16 protein-coding genes are annotated in these 19,735 nt (G+C 58.9%); 6 read left to right on the top strand and 10 right to left on the bottom strand.

Annotated features, from left to right (window positions below; translation table 11 throughout):
* Positions 1 to 488: 488 nt before the first annotated feature.
* The 3 genes from BM317_RS28355 to BM317_RS28345 all read left to right on the top strand — a co-directional run bounded on the left by BM317_RS28355 (position 489) and on the right by BM317_RS28345 (position 2,901).
* Entirely contained in the window at positions 489 to 713 is a 225-nt protein-coding gene (locus tag BM317_RS28355) for a hypothetical protein (RefSeq protein WP_003204606.1), read from the top strand.
* Positions 714 to 989: 276 nt separating this feature from the next.
* Positions 990 to 1,472, top strand: a complete 483-nt coding sequence (locus BM317_RS28350) for a hypothetical protein (protein ID WP_072406577.1) — start codon at positions 990 to 992, stop codon at positions 1,470 to 1,472.
* Positions 1,473 to 1,617: 145 nt separating this feature from the next.
* Complete coding sequence (locus BM317_RS28345; protein ID WP_092175679.1) at positions 1,618 to 2,901, top strand: OmpP1/FadL family transporter; 1,284 nt, start codon at positions 1,618 to 1,620, stop codon at positions 2,899 to 2,901.
* Between the two features lie 89 nt (positions 2,902 to 2,990).
* On the opposite strand, the gene BM317_RS28340 is transcribed toward BM317_RS28345, so the two are convergent.
* The 3 genes from BM317_RS28340 to BM317_RS28330 form a co-directional block, all read right to left on the bottom strand.
* Entirely contained in the window at positions 2,991 to 3,542 is a 552-nt protein-coding gene (locus BM317_RS28340) for a glutathione peroxidase (protein ID WP_092175683.1), read from the bottom strand.
* Positions 3,543 to 3,724: 182 nt separating this feature from the next.
* Positions 3,725 to 4,933, bottom strand: coding sequence for an MFS transporter (locus BM317_RS28335; RefSeq protein WP_092175687.1), 1,209 nt, complete (start codon positions 4,931 to 4,933; stop codon positions 3,725 to 3,727).
* 52 nt (positions 4,934 to 4,985) lie between these two features.
* A complete protein-coding gene (locus tag BM317_RS28330) occupies positions 4,986 to 5,390 on the bottom strand; it encodes a MarR family winged helix-turn-helix transcriptional regulator (RefSeq protein ID WP_092175691.1) in 405 nt (134 codons plus the stop codon).
* Between the two features lie 256 nt (positions 5,391 to 5,646).
* On the opposite strand from BM317_RS28330, the gene BM317_RS28325 reads away from it, so the two are divergent.
* On the top strand, positions 5,647 to 5,961 hold the full coding sequence (locus BM317_RS28325; protein ID WP_092175694.1) for a helix-turn-helix transcriptional regulator: 315 nt from the start codon (positions 5,647 to 5,649) through the stop codon (positions 5,959 to 5,961).
* A 134-nt stretch (positions 5,962 to 6,095) separates the two neighbouring features.
* On the opposite strand, the gene BM317_RS28320 is transcribed toward BM317_RS28325, so the two are convergent.
* The gene (locus BM317_RS28320) at positions 6,096 to 7,106 is read right to left on the bottom strand and encodes an RHS repeat-associated core domain-containing protein (protein ID WP_092175697.1); all 1,011 of its coding nucleotides are present in this window, start codon (positions 7,104 to 7,106) and stop codon (positions 6,096 to 6,098) included.
* Positions 7,107 to 7,309: 203 nt separating this feature from the next.
* On the opposite strand from BM317_RS28320, the gene BM317_RS28315 reads away from it, so the two are divergent.
* Positions 7,310 to 8,230 (top strand): RHS repeat-associated core domain-containing protein, encoded by a 921-nt coding sequence (locus BM317_RS28315; protein ID WP_092175700.1) that lies wholly within the window; start codon positions 7,310 to 7,312, stop codon positions 8,228 to 8,230.
* A gap of 119 nt (positions 8,231 to 8,349) precedes the next feature.
* Here the strand turns inward: BM317_RS28315 and BM317_RS28310 are convergent, their stop codons facing one another.
* Positions 8,350 to 9,315, bottom strand: coding sequence for a fimbrial protein (locus BM317_RS28310; RefSeq protein WP_170866286.1), 966 nt, complete (start codon positions 9,313 to 9,315; stop codon positions 8,350 to 8,352).
* Between BM317_RS28310 and BM317_RS30805 the strand changes: the two genes are divergently transcribed.
* A complete protein-coding gene (locus BM317_RS30805; protein ID WP_170842388.1) occupies positions 9,314 to 9,511 on the top strand; it encodes a hypothetical protein in 198 nt (65 codons plus the stop codon). The genes BM317_RS28310 and BM317_RS30805 overlap by 2 nt on opposite strands.
* On the opposite strand, the gene BM317_RS28305 is transcribed toward BM317_RS30805, so the two are convergent.
* The 5 genes from BM317_RS28305 to BM317_RS30800 all read right to left on the bottom strand — a co-directional run.
* Positions 9,483 to 11,984: a fimbria/pilus outer membrane usher protein gene (locus BM317_RS28305; RefSeq protein ID WP_092477071.1), complete on the bottom strand. Its 2,502-nt coding sequence runs from the start codon at positions 11,982 to 11,984 to the stop codon at positions 9,483 to 9,485. The two genes, BM317_RS30805 and BM317_RS28305, sit on opposite strands and share 29 nt — an antisense overlap.
* A 34-nt stretch (positions 11,985 to 12,018) precedes the next feature.
* Positions 12,019 to 12,771: a fimbrial biogenesis chaperone gene (locus BM317_RS28300; protein ID WP_092477069.1), complete on the bottom strand. Its 753-nt coding sequence runs from the start codon at positions 12,769 to 12,771 to the stop codon at positions 12,019 to 12,021.
* A gap of 82 nt (positions 12,772 to 12,853) precedes the next feature.
* Entirely contained in the window at positions 12,854 to 13,405 is a 552-nt protein-coding gene (locus tag BM317_RS28295; RefSeq protein WP_092175715.1) for a fimbrial protein, read from the bottom strand.
* A gap of 370 nt (positions 13,406 to 13,775) precedes the next feature.
* On the bottom strand, positions 13,776 to 18,476 hold the full coding sequence (locus BM317_RS28290) for an RHS repeat domain-containing protein (RefSeq protein WP_092477067.1): 4,701 nt from the start codon (positions 18,474 to 18,476) through the stop codon (positions 13,776 to 13,778).
* 67 nt (positions 18,477 to 18,543) lie between these two features.
* Positions 18,544 to 19,735: hypothetical protein (locus BM317_RS30800; protein WP_092175723.1), on the bottom strand; the 1,192-nt coding region annotated here is incomplete at its 5' end.

The following is a 19,735-nucleotide window of genomic DNA, read 5'->3' as shown; positions in this document are numbered from 1 at the left end:
GATTGAGTGTCTACTTGAATATTTTTTAACCAACACCCTTCCCTTCACGGGTTCGATCCGTTAGTATCCGCAACGTTAGTACCAAGCTGAAAGTCAATTCCGGGTCGAACACATCTCCACGGTCAGCCATCCTCCCAAGGACGTCTCACCGAAAAAAGGAGACCGGCCCCCTCGATGGTTTCCAGGTAAATCTTGCACAAACACAGCCTTTGATCGAATGCAAAGGGTGTTGCCAGGCTCCTTACTCTGACCGAACCAACCTGCAAAATTGATCAGGATCTTCACCCCGGGCCCAGAACCTTTGCCCTCGATGTGTTGCCTGCCCTCCTAAGTACCTACCTGCCAGCCCAAGCGCGCACTTATACAGCGCTCAAACTGGCTGCTTTGTTCCAGTCGGGTTCTTCGTTCGACCAATGGTGGTCGACGTTACTGGAACGTTTTAACGTTGCACGGTTCTTAACCGTGTCATTTGCAGGAACACCCATAACATGTCTACTCAAATCCACGCACAGGATGCTATCCGCACCCTCACCAACGCTTTTGCACCAATGAACTGCCTGATCATGGCCGCTCGCAAAGGCTGCTTCAGCTTCACGCTGGTCAACGAACACGGCATCGCCCGTCACAGCGAACGCCTGTACCCCGACCAGTACTCCAGCGCCGAACCGCTGCAGGCCGTGATCGAGCGTACTCGCCAGGCACTGGTTGCCTGAGACGCCAGAAAGGCTGAAACCCCAAAGGCCCCGCCCAGAAAGCGGGGCTTTTTGTTGCCCGAAATTTCTCGATGAAGCGAAACGGCGTAAGCACCAAGGGATATAACAGTTATAACCGTTCGCTGAAGATGTTTTAAAAACAGTCCTTTACAGCGGGAATATGACACTACACTTCAAGTCAAGCGGCATGATCCGCTTCCGGCGGGGCCTGGACCGATCCACCGCTGCCAAGCCCACACTCTTCAGGCTCCGCCCTTTTCACACTTCGAGGGTTTTATGGGTATCGCTGCCAGCGAACTGTGTCGATATGTGATCCGCCCGACGCTCCTCTACCTTGAGTGTCATAGCGCAACCGCGGAATCCTTGTTGCTGGGCATTGCCGCCAGCCAGTCCGCCCTGGGTTCAGCCCTGCATGATCGACGCGGACATGGCCTGTATCGCATTACCGAGCCCCGCCACCAGGCACTCTGGGACCATTACCTGGCACGAGATCCGGAACGGGCCAGCCTGGTGCGCGGCCTGGCCAGCCAGCACGCCTTTCTCAGCGGCCCGCACCTGGAATTGACCGTCAATTTGCGCTACGCCACGGCCATCGCCTGGCTGCTGGTGGAGGAACAGAATACCCCGCTTCCCGACGCCGACGACCTGCTGGGCATGGCCCGCATCTGGCGCCAGACCTTTCATCCCCAAGGGCGCCTGCGAGATTTCACCTGCGCCTGGCAACGCTGTGTTTCGCCGCTGAATCAGGTCGCTTGCTGAATGGGAAATTTGGAAACTTCCTACAATGTTCGCGAATCTGGTCGGATTGTCCTACAAAACCGCTCTAAATCAAGCCATACAGGCTATAGCGCTTGAGGGAAAATGTTGGTAATTTTCGCCCCGGTGATCACCAGGAGTTCTAACAATGAAAAAAATGATGCTCAAAACCACCCTTGGCCTTGCCGTTACCTTGGCATCCACGCAACTTTTCGCCAGTGGCTTTGCCTTGAACGAACAAAGCATCAGTGGCATGGGCACTGGTTTCGCAGGTCGTTCCTCTTCTGCCGATGACGCCAGCACCGTGTTTGGCAACCCTGCCGGCATGTCGCGCCTCAAGCGCCAGCAAGTCACTGGTGGCTTCGCCGCCATCGACGCTTCCACCGATATCGACGATGCCAGCGGTACCCAGTCCGGCACCAACAAGGGCGACATGGTTCCGCTCACCGGCGTTCCGATGGGCTACTACGTCAAGCCTATCGATGATCAGTGGGCTTTCGGCCTGGGTGTCTACGCGCCGTTTGGCTTGATCACCGATTACGAAAATGGCTTCCAGGGCCGTAACTTCGGCAGCAAGAGCGAAGTGAAGGTCGTCACTTTCCAGCCAACCGTCAGCTATGCCTTCAACGACAAGGTATCGATCGGTTTCGGCCCGACCATCAACCGTCTTTCCGGCGCCCTGGAATCGGATCTGACCTCTCCCCTGTCGCCGAATGACGGCAGCGTGAAGATCAAGGGCGACGACATAGGCTACGGCTACAACATCGGCCTGCTGGTCCAGGCGACCGACACCACCCGTGTCGGCCTGACCTATCACTCCAAGGTCAAGTACAAGCTCGAAGGCCACACCGAAATCAGTCCTGGGGCTGGCACACCTCCCAGCCTGCTGAATGGCGCGCGCTACGATGCTTCGCTGGATATCACCACGCCTGAATCGGTGGACTTTTCGGTCACCCAGCAAATCAATGATGCCTGGACCGTCTACGCGGGCAGCACCTGGACGCGTTGGAGCCGCCTGAAAGAAATCACCGTGAACAATGACGGTGTGACGCCTGCAACGGGCGGTGCTTTCGCGCCTGGCTTCTTCAGTTCCATTACTGAAGAACAGAACTGGCACGACACCTGGGCCTACGCCATCGGTACCTCCTACCAATTGAACAAGCAGTGGGTACTGCGTACCGGCCTGACCTTCGACCAGGCCCCGACCAACAACGCTGACCGCTCGCCGCGTATTCCTACAGGCGACCGGACCATCTTCAGCCTGGGTGCCGGCTGGAGCCCAACCGACGACCTGACCATCGACGTGGCTTATTCCTACCTCAAGGAAGAAAAAGTCAACGTCAGCGGCAGCAATGCCCTCGGCCAGTCCTACGACGCCAAATACGAAAACAGCGCCAACGGCTTCGGTGTCGGTGCAACCTACCGCTTCTGATGTTTCACGGCGAACCTGAACCCCTCGCCAACTGAAGCGAAAAAAAGCCCCGCACTCTGCAAAGAGGCGGGGCTTTTTCGTGGCAGGCGTCAGGGCTTGGAGGCGATGGCCGCCTCTACCGCCTTGATGAAGTCGGGATCGTCAGGCTTGATCCGGCTGGAAAAACTGCCAACGACCTTGCCCTGTCGGTCCACCACGTACTTGTAGAAATTCCATTTCGGCGCGCCGGATTGTTCAGCCAGGTGCTTGAACAGCGGTATCGCATCCGCACCCCGCACCGGCTGCGGTTCGGTCATGGTGAAGGTCACACCGTAATTGACGTAGCAGACCTTGGCGGTTTCGGCCCCGTCCTTGGATTCCTGCTTGAAGTCATTGGAGGGTACGCCCAGCACTTGTAAGCCTTGGTCCTTGTAGCGCTGGTTGAGCGCCTCGAGGCCCTTGAATTGCGGGGCGAACCCACAGAAGCTGGCGGTGTTCACCACCACCAGAGGCTTGCCGGCAAAGCGCTGGCACAAATCGATGGTTTCCTTGGCCCGCAGCTTGGGCAAAGCCCCCTCCAGCAACGGCGGGCAATCGGCGGCCCAGACTTGCCCGGTCACAGCCAGCAACAGGGCGGGAACAGCAAACCAACGCATCAACATGGCGGTATTTCCTTAAAGCATGTCAGGCCACGACGTTACTCTGCCACGCCCACCGCCGTCCATTGTTCAACACGCACCCATGCCCAACTGCATCAAGGCCAACCCGCCCTGCTGCCAGCCCCACCAGGCGAACGCCAGCAACAGGCCGGCGCCGACAGCGATCAACCACGGGCCGACGCGACTCATGTCGCACCGACCTGGACTTGCAGGCGCGCCACCGGCCGTTCACGCACCGGCCAGTTCAACGCCGCCGCCAGCAGGCTGAGCAGGATCGATACCTGCCAGATCAAGTCATAGCTGCCGGTGCGGTCATACACCACACCGCCCAACCAACCACCGAGGAACGAGCCCAACTGGTGGAACAGGAACACGATCCCACCCAGCATCGACAGATTTCGCACACCAAACAGGGTCGCTACCGTGCCATTGGTCAACGGTACCGTCGACAGCCACAGCAAGCCCATTGCCATGCCAAACAGGTACGCCGTGGTGGTGGTCACCGGCAGCCACAGGAACAAGCCGATCACCACGGCCCGCAGCAGGTACAACCCGGTCAACAGGCGGGGCTTGGACATGCGTCCGCCCAGCCAACCAGCGGTGTAGGTGCCGAAGATATTGAACAACCCGACCAAGGCCAGCACGGTGGTGCCGACGCTGGCGGGCAGGTGTTGGTCCACCAGGTACGCCGGCAAATGCACGCCAATGAACACCACCTGGAAACCGCAGACAAAAAAGCCAACCGCCAGCAGCCAGAACCCGGAATGGCTGCACGCCTCGCGCAAGGCCTCGGCCAGGGTCTGCTCGTGGCCGGCCACCGGCAACGGTGCATCCTTGAGCATGCTCACCAGCGGCACGATCAACGCCACCAGCAGCCCCAGTGCCAACAACGCCGCCGACCAACCGAGCCAGCCGATCAACCCCAGCGTACCGGGCAGCATGGCGAACTGGCCGAAGGAACCGGCGGCACTGGCGATGCCCATGCCCATGCTGCGTTTTTCCGGCGGCACGGCCCGTCCGACCACGCCGAGGATCACCGAGAACGACGTGCCCGACAGACCGATGCCAATCAACAGGCCCGCACTCAACGACAGCGACCAAGGCGAATCCGCCATGCCCATGAACACCAGGCCGAGTGCGTAGAGCACACCACCGATCAGCACCACTTTCGCCGCACCGAAGCGGTCGGCCAGCGCGCCGGTGAAAGGCTGCGCCAGGCCCCAGATCAGGTTCTGCAAGGCAATGGCGAAGGCGAATACCTCACGGCCCCAGCCGAACTCGGCACTCATGGGCGCGAGGAACAGGCCGAAGCCATGTCGCACGCCCAGGGACAACGCCAGGATCAGCGCGCTGCCCACCAGGACCCAACCACAGGTACGCCACATCGATGTCATTCTTATTCTCCGCTCGCGGGTATATACCCGCTTGTAGTCGAACGAACCGGCTCTACGCCAGTTCGTCCAGCAAGGCCAGCAATGCCGTGCGCTTCTCGGCGCCCAGCTTATCGATCAATCGTTGTTGCGCCGCTTCCCAGGCCGGCAACGCCGCTGCCAACCGGGCGCGCCCGGTTTCGGTCAGCTCGACGATGCGGTTACGCAGGTCTTCACCTTCGGCCAGCCTCACCAGACCCTCGCCTTCCAGCACCCGCAGATTACGCCCCAGGGTGCTGCGGTCCAGGCCCATGGCCTCGGCCAGGGAAGAAATGCTCGGCTGGTCCAGGCGCGCCAGGTTGCTCAGCAAAGAATACTGGGCAACGTTGATTCCGAAGCCATCGAGGGCGCCGTCGTAATACCTGCTGACGCCACGGGCGGCACGACGCAGGTTGATGCACAGACATTGGGAAGGAAGCATGGTGCGTGTATATACCCGGGATAGAGCGAATGCAATTTTTAAATCGAGATTTTCGCCGCAGTGCGCGCCGATTCAAAGAAACCATTCACTCGCTCCTGTTATTTCTTACAGGTTTCAACGCCTCCAAACCGCGCTATAACGAGCCTGTACCGACAGCTTTGGCCAAGGGACTTGAACGCGCTCGCGACACCCGGTTCGTATGAAACAGGGTTTGGCGCTCCCCACGCCGTCATTCATCGTATACGGGAGTTTTGTCATGTATCGCTCCGACCCCATCGCGCCCCATCCTTCATCTGCCCAAGGCGGTTTCCAGCCTGAGCCTTCGCAACAACAGGCAGCAGTAAAACTCACGCGCAAGGAAACAGAGGTCCTGCAGTGGAGCGCCGCCGGCAAGTCTTCCTGGGAGATCAGCCAGATCGTCAACTGCAGCGAAGCCGGTGTGAATTATCACTTTTCCAACATTCGTCGGAAATTCGGTGTGAGCTCACGTTGGACTGCGGCCTTCAAGGCGTTGGAGCTGGGTTTGATTGATAAACCCTACGTCCACGCAAATTCTGAAAAGACTTCCTGATTTGACAAGATCGGCTCGCCTGCAGGGCGCACGAACATGGGTGTTCAAACTCATCGAAGCGCTCTGGCGGGTGCGCAGTCGAGCCAGCTGTCCAGTGTTCGTAGCAGTCTCGAACCCTGCTTAAGCGTTACCCATCAATTGTTTCGGATCCTTCGCGCATTCTCCGGAGGCGGTGGCACGTCGTTCGAAGCCGCAGAGCCAGGGAGACGTCCGGGGAGAACCGACATTTCAATATCTGCATATTCTGGTGGTGCTCCTCTACTCGTCTCTTTCGCTATAGCCTCCGCATAACTGGGTAGTGGAACATCGTCATTCAGGCTGACGACATCCGAGGCCCGGGGCTGGTTGTTAACTATCTGATCATAACGGGGGAGAGACGCCACCGAAGCAGTACGCGGTATCGGAGTACCCGGCCTCTGTCCTATCACGGTGGACCTGCCGCGCCCAACAACATATCGAGGAGGCCGAACTGCGGCAAACAGCGACCCTACGCCCATTGCACCGTTCAATGACGCAGCTATGACCAATGTCATACGTGTCATCCCATCAGTAAAAACAGCGCCCACGGACAGGCCGACCGTCACGAGCCCCAACAATGAAGCCGCGATCTTGAACACATGCCCCGACGGGTCGACTCGGCCGACTGGATCCCCCCCACAGTACGCATAAGCGTTTAACCCGCCGCTTGCAAACGGACTCATCGAATCCGGGCTGTTAAAACGCATTAGCCATGGATTGAACGCCCTGTAACCGTTGCCCAATAAATAGTGGCCGGTTATCGGATCGGCACGTTCGCCATCAAACCCCAACAAACTGAGCTGCCCGCTCGATGTCGGCCGGTACCCATAAGGTGCATAGGTCATGGCCTGGTGCTGACTGCGGTTCAATGCATGCAACACTGAGCGCTGAAGATCGCTGGCGAGTAACGTTGTCTCGTCGATTTCACCGTGATGCCGCCGTTGCGCAAGCACGCTATCGGGCTGCTGGAAATACGAGTGGCGGACCTGCCCGTGAATCTCACTCGCCAAACGATTTCTTTGATAGAACCGCTGCTGGACCGGCTGATCGACGGGCGCGCAGTCGAGCAAACGATCCAGCGAGTCGTAGTGGTATCTGACCAGCGGAATAAGCCGTGGGCTGGACATGACCTTGATACCTGTAGGGTAAACAACCTGACCGTCAGTGTCGGTTTTCCCGGCCGATCTGCCTACTGTAAGAAGTAACAGGTCTGGCAACCAAACAAAGCTAAAACCACAAGTCAGTCACCCTATCTGTTCTGCTAGTACCGTTCTTGCAGCACAGATCCGATACTGGACACGGTCACGCCGCGCCCCGGGGAAGCCAGTCCATGCCCATTGAAAACAAACCGCAAGCAATCCTTTTCGCGACCGATCAGAACCAATCGATTCTGGCTCAAGTCAGCTCGATCGATATCAAGCAAGTGGCCTACTGCGCCTACGGTTACCGGCCAATGAATGAACCGCCCTCGACTCATCTGGGTTTCAACGGAGAACTTCGAGAGTATGAACCTGGCTGGTACATCCTAGGCAACGGCTATAGAGCCTATAATCCGGTGCTGAGACGATTTCATAGCCCAGACAGATCAAGCCCGTTTGATCGGGGTGGCTTGAATCCGTATGCCTATTGCGTGGGGGATCCGATTAATTACCGGGACCCAACCGGGCATCTGGCGATCTTCAGCTTGGGTGGGGCACTCTTGGGCCGCTTGGCAACACCTACGGGCGCATTGACCGCAACGTCTATTATCAGTGGCATTGCTGCTCTAGCGGTGATGAAAAAGGATCCAGCTGTCGGCACGGCGCTTCTGGTTATTAGCGCGGCATCAGGACTTGGTGCGGGATACGTGTCGTTTGGTGGGCGCTCGAGCACACACTTGACAGATTCGAGGAAAAAAATAGCCTTTAATAGTGACACGATGAGCTTCGTTCATCCTGAAAAAGCATCGCCGTATGGCTCACTCTTTAAGAGCCACCCTGAAGTTAGTGCTCCTATCACCGCGCATAGCCCGCCTACTGCCCTTCCGCGCAAGACTCAAAATAAACTCACAGGCACAGCTCCCAAGGAACGCAAAGACTATTGGCCTGGCGCAACACGGGAGAGGGAGCGCATACGCGCGTTACAACAAGAGCAAGAGATCCGAGCTCTTGAAGCCGAACATGCTCGAATAACTACTCTGGAAAATGCACGCATAAGACGACATACAGGTAGACCGATACTGCGACGTCAGAATGGCAACATGCGTACATGAACATCTACAACGTCAAGTGCGGTCATAGGCCCTATCGTCAGCAAGCCCGCGCCTTTCGAACCAACTTCGGTGAACGGCGCAAGCCTGCGGGAGCCCACTTGCATCAGGAAGCTTCATCCTCAATGAAAACTGATCGTAAAATTCAACGCCCCCTTCACCACCCCAGCAACAACCCGTGGGTCCGTCTGATAGAGACGCGCACTCAAGTCGAGAACGGTAGTCCCCGGTGAAATCGCCGCCAGCGGAACCTCCTGCTGCAGGGCCACCGGGGTCACCCCGTCGGCCTTGAGAACCTGGATGCCGACGCCACTGGCCGTCGAACCGGTGCCCAAGGTAAACCCGCCTTCCACGCCGGGGATCGGCACCGAGCCGTTGGTGGTTTCCAGGCGAATATTGGCCCAGGCGATATTGATGTCGCCGGGATCGGCGTCGCAGTTGCCCAGAGTGATATTGAACGGCACCGCCGGGGTGGCCGTGTCGGGCGCGCCGAAGTCCGAGGTGCGCCAGTCGCCCAACGGCACCGGGTTGGCGCTGACGCTGGAGACGCCGCACTGAGCCTGGAGCACCGTGCCGCTCAACTGGAAGTCGAAGCCGTTGCCAATATTGGAAAAGCGCGTGCCGAACAAGGCCTTGTCGAAGGTATGCGGGCCAGGCGCAATGGGCCCGGTCTTGATCAGCGTCAGCTTGCCGCGAAGCTGGTCGATACGCAGCGGTGCGGTATTGGGCACGGCGGCGCTGAGCAAGGCATTGAAGGGAACGGTCGGCTCGGTAATCGGAACGAAGGCATCGGCGGCGACACCATCGAACGGATGCTGCAACTTGATACGCGCCCCGATGCCGTCGATCCCGGTCATGAACACCTTACCGTTGACGTCTTCGCCATTGACCGGCGGCAAGGTACCAGGGAACAGCGGTGCGCTGGCGACGGCGTTGAAGGTCAGCGTCGAACCCGGGTCATTCTCACAGTGAATGATCTGGCCTTCGGTACTGGGCATGGAAAAGCTGCGGTCGAACTCACCGATTACATGCCCTGCCGCCGCGTCCCTGGGCACATAGACACTGCCTGCGTCGAGGCGAAAAGTCATGCTGCTGGCCGAAGTAACCCAACGGCAAAAACTGGCAGCCGCAGCCACCTCGATCTGGCAGGCGGCGATCAAGGCAACGACCCCGGCCAATCCTCGTGATGCTGATTTCATCTGTCGAATCCTGAAGAATCAGGGCGCGCGCAGCGTTGCGGCGCCCGGCAAGGAAATTAATGCGCCAAAGGCTCGGTGCAGGTGAGTGTCTGAAGCCGATAGCCTTGCGCCTGTTCCATGCTTTGCGGCACGATCTGCAGCTGGCAATGCTGTCCGGGCTCCTTGCCCCAGCGCACATCCAGCGTCTGTGGTTCGGCCGTGGTGGTCAGCAGGACTTGCCCGGCCTGCCCAACCACGCCGAGCCGCTCGCCGCGGGCATCGCTGACCTGGGCGCCAAACGGCAAGGGCTGCCCCCCCGGGGTGCGGCCCGTCAAGACCAGGCGGTTGACCTTGCGCGCGGTAAAGGCGGCCTTGACCACGGCGCCGCGTCGGGGCACCACATGGGTCACGCCGTTGTCGATCTCTACCTCCGGATCCAACTGATCGGTTTGCAGCACCACCTGGTTCTGCCGGTAAGGACGCAGATGCGGGGCCAGGGCGTAGCCCTGGGCGTTGGTGCGCACGCCGGTGGCATTCAGTACGCCGACGCCCGGGGTGTCGGGCACCACCACCAAGCCCATGGTTTCGCCCAGGTAGGGACCCCATTCAAGGCCATCGCCATGCAGCAGGAGCGCACCACTGGCATTCAGTGAGAGGCTGCGATAGCCATTGCCCTGGGTGTAGCCACCGCCCACGCTGCCGAAGGGCGCTTGATAACCGAGGGCCAAGGTCGCCGAGCGCTGGTTGTCGTCGCTGTTGCTCAGCGCAGTGCTATAGCTGAGCCGGTTCTGATCGGCGCTGCCGGTCAGGCGCGCGGTCTGGCTGTAGCGACCGGCATTGTCCTGGAAGCCCAGGGTCGCGGTGTTCGAATGACCGAAGTCCAAGGGAAAGGAAATACTCAAACCGGCCTGTCGACGACTGCCGTTGTGTTCATCGCTCAGGGACTGCGAGGCGAACAGGTTGTAGCTGATCTTGCGGTGCTGGGTGCTGAGGTTGAACTGGAACTGGCGCTGTTGCGGATTATTACCCCAGTAGTCGTCTTGCGAGAGGGTCAGGTTGACCGAGCTGGTTCGCCCCAGGTCCTGGAATACCGCGGCTTCCAGGCGGCTACGCCGGCTACCGGCGAACTTGCCGTCGCGGTTGCGCTCACGCACGCTTTCGTCGAAATCCCGATAACCTTCGGTGGAGTAGCGATAACCGGCGAAACGCAGGCTGGTGCTGGTCTGGAAGGCCTTGCTGTATTTCAGCGCGTAGCTCATGCCCTGCACACCCTCACCACGTCCCGACTCGGCGCTGGAATGGGTGAGGTCGAAGGCCAGGGCGCCAAGGCCGCCCCAGTCCCGGGCCAGGCCCAGGTTGCCGGCCCGGTAGAAATCACTGCCCATCACCCCGCCATACCAGGTGGTGTTCCAGGCACTGCCCAGGGCCAGGGTGCCCTGCCAGAGCAAGGGATCGTCCTGGCCGCTGGCGGCCGAGTAACGCCCCAGGGTCGCGCTGTAGCGCCAGACCCCTTCGCGCAGCAAGTTACCCAAGGTGGCATAGGGTTGGATAAAACGCTGGACCTGCCCGTCGTCGGCGGTCAACACCACTTCCAGCTCGCCGCTGCCGCCAGCGGTGCTCAGATCGTCGATCTCATAGGGGCCGGCGCTGACATAGGTGGAGTAGATCGGGTAGCCGTTCTGCTTGATTTCCAGCTTGGAGCGCGCCTGGGCCACGCCGCGAATGATCGGCGCGTAGCCCTGCTGCAGGTCGGGCAGCATGCCCATGTCGGAGGCAACGACCATCCCGGTGATCGGCACACTGCGAAAAATCTCGCCGCCAGTGAAGGTCTTGCCCAGGGTCAAGTTGGCGCGGGTACCGGGCAGGTCGCGCTGAGCATAGGTATAAGCCTGGGTCCATTCGCGCTGGCCGTCGGTGTTCTGGTGCAGTGCATGATTGCTGCGCAATCGCCAGGCGCCCAGGTTGAGGCCGCTGTTGAGGTACAGGTCATCGCTGCTGGTAGAACCGCGATAGCGACTGGTGCCTTGCTGGGCGGATACCTGGTAGTTGACGAACGCCGCGTTGATACCGGCATCCCACTGCTCGGGATCGACCTGTCCGATCCTGTCACGGCGCATGGCGATCTGCGGCACCGAGAGCGACAGCAACAACTTGCCGGCGTCGAACTCGACGCGGGCATCGGCAATCAATGCCCGTAGATCCAGACATTTGGCGTCCTGGGGCAAGACCAGGCTCTCGAGCCTGACACCCAGCTGCTCCAGCAGCCCCGCATCCAGACAAGGCGAGAGGCTTTGCTGGTCGGGATCGAGACTGAAATCCAGTTCCCGCTCACCGATGTAATGGCGGTTGATCTGGACAGCCACCCGATAGCGCCCCGGAACGAGCGCCTGGCCCTGGGTCAAAGCTTCAAGGGCCAGAGTGCCGGCGGTGCCGCCCTGATGCATGAAGCCGGACTGGAATTCAAGCGCCTGGGTCGCCGATGCGGGCTTGGCGTCGAACCCGCCAACGGCTCCGCCAAGGACAAACAGAGGGGCGAGCCGCTGGCGCAAGGGCCGGCGGCGGGCAAGTACATGGGTCATGGTGGTCTTCCAGCGATAGTCGTGCGGGGGCGTGTCAGGGAAGCAGTTGGATCGCCATGGGCGCCGAGCTGACATGCGCGCCATAGTCGTCCACGGTCGAGAAACTCACCTGCAGTCCGGCGGCCGGCTTGATCCCTTCCAACGGGTAGGACTGGCTGGAGAACGGATAGGCCATGGCCGGGCTGCTGAAGGCCTGTTGCTGGCCATTGCCCTTGACTTCGATGCGCAGGAAAGACACATGGAACGGGCTCGGATTGTCCACCCACAAATGCGTTTTACCCTCAACCTGCCTGATCGACCATTGCAAGTCCTTGAGGCGCAGCGTCGGGTTCTGCGTAAGCCCGGCGGGGCGATGGAACACCTTGATTCGCGTACGTAGGGCGATATTCAACACATTGGATTGCGTGTTCTCAGCCTGGGGAATTTCCTGGACATTGAAGAAGAACAGCGACTCGCGATCCTCGGGCAGATCGTTGGGCAGGCGGTTGATCTGCACCTGCTGTTCCTTACCCGGATCCAGGCGGAACAACGGCGGCGAAGCGATAAGCGGCACGGCGGTGGTGGTGTCGTCACTCTCGGTATTGACCCAGGTCTGCACGGCATAGGTCTGCTGGCTGGGGTTGCTGACGATCAATGCGGCACTGCGCTGTTCACTGGTGAACACCAGGCGTGTGCCGTTGATGCTCAAGGCCGCCTGGCTGGCGGGAATCTGGACGATCAGTGCGAGAACCACCAGGCAGGCTCGGATCGCTTTGGAAAAAACTGTGGGGATGCTCAGGCTGTACATAAAACGGATACCTTGGGCCTGGGCACTCCAAGAGTACCCAGGCGCTTACCGAGGTCCCCCGGCTGGCGCCGGGGGATGCAGATCAGGTGATGTTGACGATAAAGGCAACTTCAACCTGGGCGGCACCAGTGCTCACCGACGCTGCGGTGGATTTGTAAGCCGCGGTGAAGCGCATATCGGTAGGGGAAGTGTCATCCAGCGGGTAGTCGGTGGAGTCGGCGCCATAGCTGATCAGCGCACCCTTGTTGTCCATGATCGCGAGGCCGATACCACGGGCATAACCGGTGCCCGAACGCAGGGCGTGCAAGGTGTTGCCGGCGCCAGTGGCACCGTGCACGCCGGTGAACTTGACGGTGGCGTTGGTCGGCGCCGTGCAACCGGCGCCTGGGGTGACGCGCATGGCGAAATCACGGTGCCCGGCTTCATCACCGATGGCCGCGAACTGGCTGCTGGCAACCCGGCCCAGACGTACCAGGTTGCCCGGCGCACCGGTTTCCGGGTTGATGATCTCGATCGGGCAGGTGATGTCGGTGATCATCCCCTCGAAATTGATGGTGCCGGTGGTGGCAAAGGCCGAACTGGCGGCCATGCCGAGCATCAGGCCAAGGGGGAGTGCCAAAAAGGATTGCTTCATGGAGGATCGAACCTGTAGGGAAAAAGTAGAGTTTTCTCGCGCCACAACCCCGTGCGGACGGCGGTGCGCGCAAGTATTTCGTAGACCGGCCCTGTGCCTTGGATTCGGCTTGAGCAGGCGTTAACGGGCAAACTCGGGACTTGCGGGTATCGCTTGAAGCCACGATGAATTGCGGGGCGGACTTTAAGGATTTCTCTTACAGGTCGATGTCGGAGAGGGAGGCATTTGTTGTGGGAAATTTCAGCGGTGCGGGAGAGGGATGATATTTCGCAGAGGATTGGGAATGACGTTTCAAGCTGGGTATGCGAGCTGGAAATAAGACGCCAATGAAACCGGAGTACCGTAGTTCTCCGGTTTCATTGGTGTGACTTCAAGCGTCGAATCTCACCCTGCGCATATTGCGTGTTAACCGAAACTTCACATGAGCGAATAGACCCGGCAACGACGCATTGTCCCCACTCAGTTGTGGTGCGCTGCCTGCTCGCCGAATGTCACCCATTTCGCCTCCGGTACTTGATCGAGTGGAAATGTTAGAAGCACTGCTCCCTCGTGGTGCCGCTGCACCGGTCTGAGCCCCGTATTCAGAAAATGAGAGCGCTCTGTCTGGGTTTTTAATTCTGGCCGCAGGGGTGCTGAAGACTGTTTCCATCGCTCTGTCAACTTTGGCAGCTGTGGCAGCTTCGGCAGCCTTGGCAGCTTCGGCAGCTTCAACCCGTCTATACTCTTTCCCAAGAGCGATGCTCTTTTCGTCTCTTTCTATAGCTCCACGCCGATAATCATTTTTAGTCGTCTTTCGTGTAATTTCCCTTCCCGAAGTTCCACCCCTATTTTTTTGAATAAAACCCACACCCACACCTACCGCCCCGAAAGCCAGTAGAACGGCCCCTCCCACAAGCAAAACAGTTTTAGCGGTTTTATCTTTCACGAAAAAGGAAGAAATCATCGCACCTCCTCCTGCGATGACTAACAGAGCACCAAATCCCGCGAAGTGCCCATTCGGATCAGTATTATTAACCGGATCCCCCTCACAATAGGCATACGCATTAACCCCTCCCTCCTCAAACGGGCTCAAGTTATCCGGACTATTGAAGCGCCTCAATACCGGGCTATAAGCCCGATAGCCGTTCCCCAGCAAATAACGCCCAGTATGTTTCTCGCGCCGCTCGCCATTGAACCCCAGCGAAGTGTCCATCGCGTGCCCGGCGCTTTCCTGGCCATATGCGCTGTAGGCAATATCGTTGACCGCTGCTCCACTCACTTCGCGCAGTACGCTGTTCTTGTCATCCACGACCAACAGTAACGGCTTTCCCCCGCTTTCAGCCTGCTCGGCGAGCACCATGCCAGCGGCACGTACAAACGTACTGCCCTCGACCCCAACCAACTGATTGGCCAGTTCCCCCTCCCGATAAAACCGTGACTCATTGGCGCCCGCTGAGCTGTTTTCGCTCAAGGTATCCAGCGAATCGTAGCGATAGCTACTGCCCGACTCGCCGGACAAAGCGCTGACACTGATCAGCCGCCCCAGGCTGTCGTATTCAAGGATACGCCCGGCCTCGTCCTGCAGCAGGTTGCCATCGGCGTCATAGGTGAACTCCAGTCGCGCCGGATAATCGGGCTGGAAGGTGTTGGTAATCGCCGTCAGTTGGCAGGGGTCGTCCCGATTGCCGTATTCGTAGTAACTCGAATTGCGCCCGCCATCGAATGTGGTTTCAACAAAGTCCAGGTTGTCCTGGGCATCGAAACCGAACATCTGGCTCCTGATGGTCTTGCCATAGGGGTCTACCGGCGCCTGGCTTCCGGTACAAGCGTAGTCCACCAGTCGTCCACGCATATCGTAGCCATAGGTTTCATCGCGCAGCGTCTCTCCGCCCTGCTCCAAGGTCCGCTGCGTCAGCCGGTCGACCTCGTCGTACACCTGGGTCAGGGTCTGGACCACGCCACCGCCCAAGTCGAAACGGCGCAGCACCTCCCGACCAAAATCGTCGTACTCCAGATGAGTGTTCAATGTCTGCCCGCCATCGACGGTCTCGATGTCCTGGAGCTGCCCCCAATCGTCGTAGGTAAAGGTCGAACGGGTGGTGCCCAGCTCGGTGGCGATCAGCCGGGCATGGTCGTCGTACTCATAGGACTGGGTCTGTTCGAGCACATCGGTGTAGCTGACCAGGCGCGCCTGGCGGCTGTACTCGTAGTGCATGACCCGCGTTGGCTGGCCGGTCTGTTCGCGGCTTTCGCTTTTTATTTCGCCGGTGCTGAAGTATGAGCGGACCAACCGATGGGTGTTGCCTTGCGGATCCTGCTCCTCAGTGCTCAGCAGCCGGGCATTTTGCGCGTCATAGCTGTAGTTCGCGGTGCTTTCCACGGCGATCCGCTGCTCCGGGTCTTCGCCGAGTTCCGGCCGGTAGACATAGGCAGTTTCCAAACCGCTGGGGCGCTTGACGCTTTTCGGCTGGCGTTGCCCCGGATCGAAGGTATAGACGCTTACGCGCCCGCCGGTAATCGACTTGATCATCCGGTCCAGGCCATCGAAGACCTGCTCACCGAGCACCGTTCCATTGACATTGATCTCCACCGGCAGGTCTTCGCTGCTGTGGAGCGCATACTTGCGCTCGACCTCGGTGCTGTCCGGCAACAGCGTCTTGGTCATCCGGTCGAACGCATCATATTCATAACGGGTCCAGTTGCCGGCCGCGTCGTATTCCTCGGCGGTGCGCCCCAGCCCGTCGTAATGGTACACATGCTCGCTGATCTGCTGCTCATTGCAGTCGATGCGCTTGACGCTGTCGGGCTTGTCGAACAGGTTGTTGGTGGTGACGGTCTTGCCCTGGCCCTCGAGCCATTGCGTGGTGGTGCGGTGAATGGGGTCGGTGACCTCGTGTTCCTCGACCCCATCGGGGCGGATCACACTGCGCTGTTCGCCCCAGTCGTCATAGTTGAAGAGGCTGGTGAGCGGCACGTCCTTGCCGCGTTCCCAATCGATCACGGTTTCACTGGTCATCTGTTCGAGCTGGTTGTAGCTCGCCCGGTATATCTCGCGGAACGCCTGTGGATTGCCGCCCAGCCCATCGGCATCGCGACGGGTTTCCTTGAGCACCCGGTTGTGCCCGTCGAGCCAACTGATGGTCTCGACCCCCTTGACGTCGATGGCGCTTTGCTGGGCCTGCTGGCCCACCGCGTTGACCAGGGTGTAGCTGTAGGTACGACTGGCCTCGTAGGGGGTGTCCGGGGCCACGGTTTCTTTGGTCGCCCGACCGAGCAGGTCATATTCGGTGGCAATCGCCACGTCGTTGTCATCGCGGCTGAGCAGCGGCTCGCCATTGAGCAGTGAATGCTCCAGGCGAATCGTCTTTTCCTCGCCGTCAAAACCCCGCACGGTGTTGACGGTGTGCAGTACGGTTTCATCGGCGCGGGCGTTGCGGGTCTTGCTGTAGACGTAGTCGGTGGTAGTCGCCAGGCCGTTGAGGGTCACCTTATCCTGCAACTTGCGCCCGTGTTCGAAGGCATCGTCCGGCGCATTGATGTAGGTGAAGGCGCTCTGTTGCCGAACCTGATCACCCTCGAACAGGTTTTCCTCGCTCAAGGCCAACCAGGGCGGCGTGCCCGTGAGGCCGGGGTATTCGGCGTAGCGATAACGGGTCTGCAAAGTCGGTGCGGCACCGTAACCCGAGGGCGCCGGGGTAATGGTCTTGCTTTTGATATTGCGCACGAAACCCTGCGGATCGGCCGGACAGCCATCCTCGCCGCCGGCGAGGTACCAACTGCTGGTTTCAGTCACGCCATTGGCATTGACCTGCTCCAGCAGGTTGCCGAAATCGTCATAGGTGGTGGTGACCACCTCTTCGCGCCGCGGCACGGTGGCAGCGGCATGGCGCCAGGTCTGGGTGACGCGCTTGGGCAGTTGGAAAAAGTTCGGTTGATCCTTGAAGTCGTCCAGCGGATTGACGTGGTACTCGTTCTCAGTCACCAACAAGGTGTCATCCCCGTTGGCGCTGCCGGCCTTTTGCAGGACTTCTTCGAGCACCAACAGATGAAACCGGTTGAACACCCGGCGGGTGGTCCGTATCGGTTTCTCGGCGACCGCGTCCCAAAGAATTTCCCGGGTTTCGTACTGGTAGTTTCTGATCACGTTGTCGTGATAAAGGTTGTCCAGGCCATCATCGCTCCAGATCACGCCGCTGCCGTAACCGAGAAAGTTATTGCCGGTGCGGTCGTACTCGTAATGGGTTTCGATGGGCGGCTGGTCGAATCCCGGATCACGGGTGTGCGAATGCACCCGGGGCAATGTCCGGTCACCCAGGCCGGGAAACGCATGCGGCGAGCCCGAATAGCTGACCGTTTCATGGCCGCCGGTGGGGGTATGGACCTCCTTGAGCAAGGTCAGACCGCTCAGCGGGATGTACTCGAAACGCCAGGACGCCTGGTCCTCGGTGGGCAGGACGATGCTTTTTGTCTCGCCCCCCAGGATATTCAGCACGAACAACGCTTCGTACTTGCTGCCGGGGTGCAGCTTGACCTTCAGGGTGTTGCCACTGCGCTCCAGGCTCATCAGCTCGGTGAGATCAGCGTTGCGGACTTTGCTCAGCAACGGATCGGTACCGAAGGCGGTGTATTCCAGGGTCACGCCATGGCCTTGGGGCGAGCGCATTTCCACCGGCATGGCGAACTGGCCCTGCCCCACCTGGAGGATCTCCACCAACCCGGATTTATGCTCGACCCGATAGCGTTGGTTGCCCAGGTCGTGGAAATGAAAGGAGTCGAGCTTCTTCTCCGGGATCTCCATGCCATCGGGCCCGGGGTAGGCCTTGAAGGTTTCCCCGGTGTACAACGAGAGAATCCGCCGATTCGGATCGTATTGCGAAAGTTGCAGGTTCCAGCCCTTGCCAAAACCACTGTCGGTGGCGTTGAGCGGATTGAAGCTCAATTGCAGCGGTACGACCGGGCCGTTGAGATCATTGGCCTTGAGTTCGGGCAGAGAGATAGCGCACGTGTATTGCCCGGTTCGCGGGTCTACTTGGTTCAGGATGAAGCTCAGGAAGTTGAAGGCGTTGGAGTGGATAGTTGTTGAGGTTGACATGGTGCTTCTCCGGAAGCTGCGGAATATTTAAACGGGGCGACCTTTAATAGGTCGCACCGTAACCCATCTAGGGTTGCCCAACTATTGCGAGCTTGTTTCGATTAGTTCCATCGAAGTCGATTTTCACACTGTGTCTGTTGCCATATTTGTCAAATACGATAACATCCAGTGCTTTATCAAAATCGGACTTGGCATAGCCGTCATACCGCCAATATTCACGCCGCTGCAGACTGAACAACACTTCACCTGGCAGTAAATTACCTCTGACCGTTTCCTCTGGTGCATTGAGTTGACCGACCAAGCGTCTCTTGAGAATTTCATCGGTATGCAGAATTATCTTTCCTTGATCGTTCAGGTCATCGGCGATGGCATATCCGGTAATGCTATGGATATCCTCAAGCGTGGTGTCAGTTTCCCATCTCACCATGCTCGAGTTACCGACAAACTGAATGTTCTTTATAGGCACCTGTCTTTGGTTAATCAGTAGTTTCAAATAGTAGTAGTCCAGGGTGGTCAGATCTTTTTCATCGTCCTTATCACCAACGACACGCATCGGCCAATCCCCCCCGGGCTCACCAAATGTTAAGACCACCCCTCCGATGGTGCCGCCTATCGGCGGTTCAACAGCGTGCAGATTGATGACCCTATGGTCCGCATCGCCTTCCGATCCCGGGTTGGAATAGAACGTTTCATAGTTGTCGCTGCGCAACATCGCGGCAATACGCAGGTCTTCAACCTTGTGGCATTGGACAAAGAATTCCTTGACCACCATACCCTTCGGTCTTTTTGGAGGATCATCCTGAATCAGTGTGGGATGAGGGTACCGCTCATAGATATTCTCGGACTCGGTGTAATACCATTTATTACCTTCGGGCACTCCGTCTTCACCGACTTCCGGCAACGGGATTTTCTGTTCTGCCGAAACCAGCTTGATGCTCTCGATTTCACTCTCCGACAACTCTCCATCGCCAGCAGGCTGAACCCGCACCATCACCTTGGCCTGTTGCAAGCCATTGGCATACACCGTTGGAGGATAGGTGCTGACTTCGAAATCGAAGGTATCCAGGGCGTGCCATTGCGACTGTCGGGCATGCTCGGACAAGTGAATGATGCTGTAGCCAAAGTGATCGAAAAACTCTTCGGAAACACTGATTTTCACCACGCTGTAAGGCAGCGTAATCGTCGAGGGCGCGGTGAATAACCCGGTTTGCCCATTGATACTGCCCTCCCCGGCCACGACTTCCCATGTGAACTGCTCG

The sequence above is a fragment of the Pseudomonas sp. NFACC24-1 genome, from assembly GCF_900115235.1.
Classification (GTDB): domain Bacteria; phylum Pseudomonadota; class Gammaproteobacteria; order Pseudomonadales; family Pseudomonadaceae; genus Aquipseudomonas; species Aquipseudomonas fluorescens_AA.
Note: the sequence above shows the minus strand (reverse complement) of the source record. Positions and strands in the feature narration are given on the sequence as shown.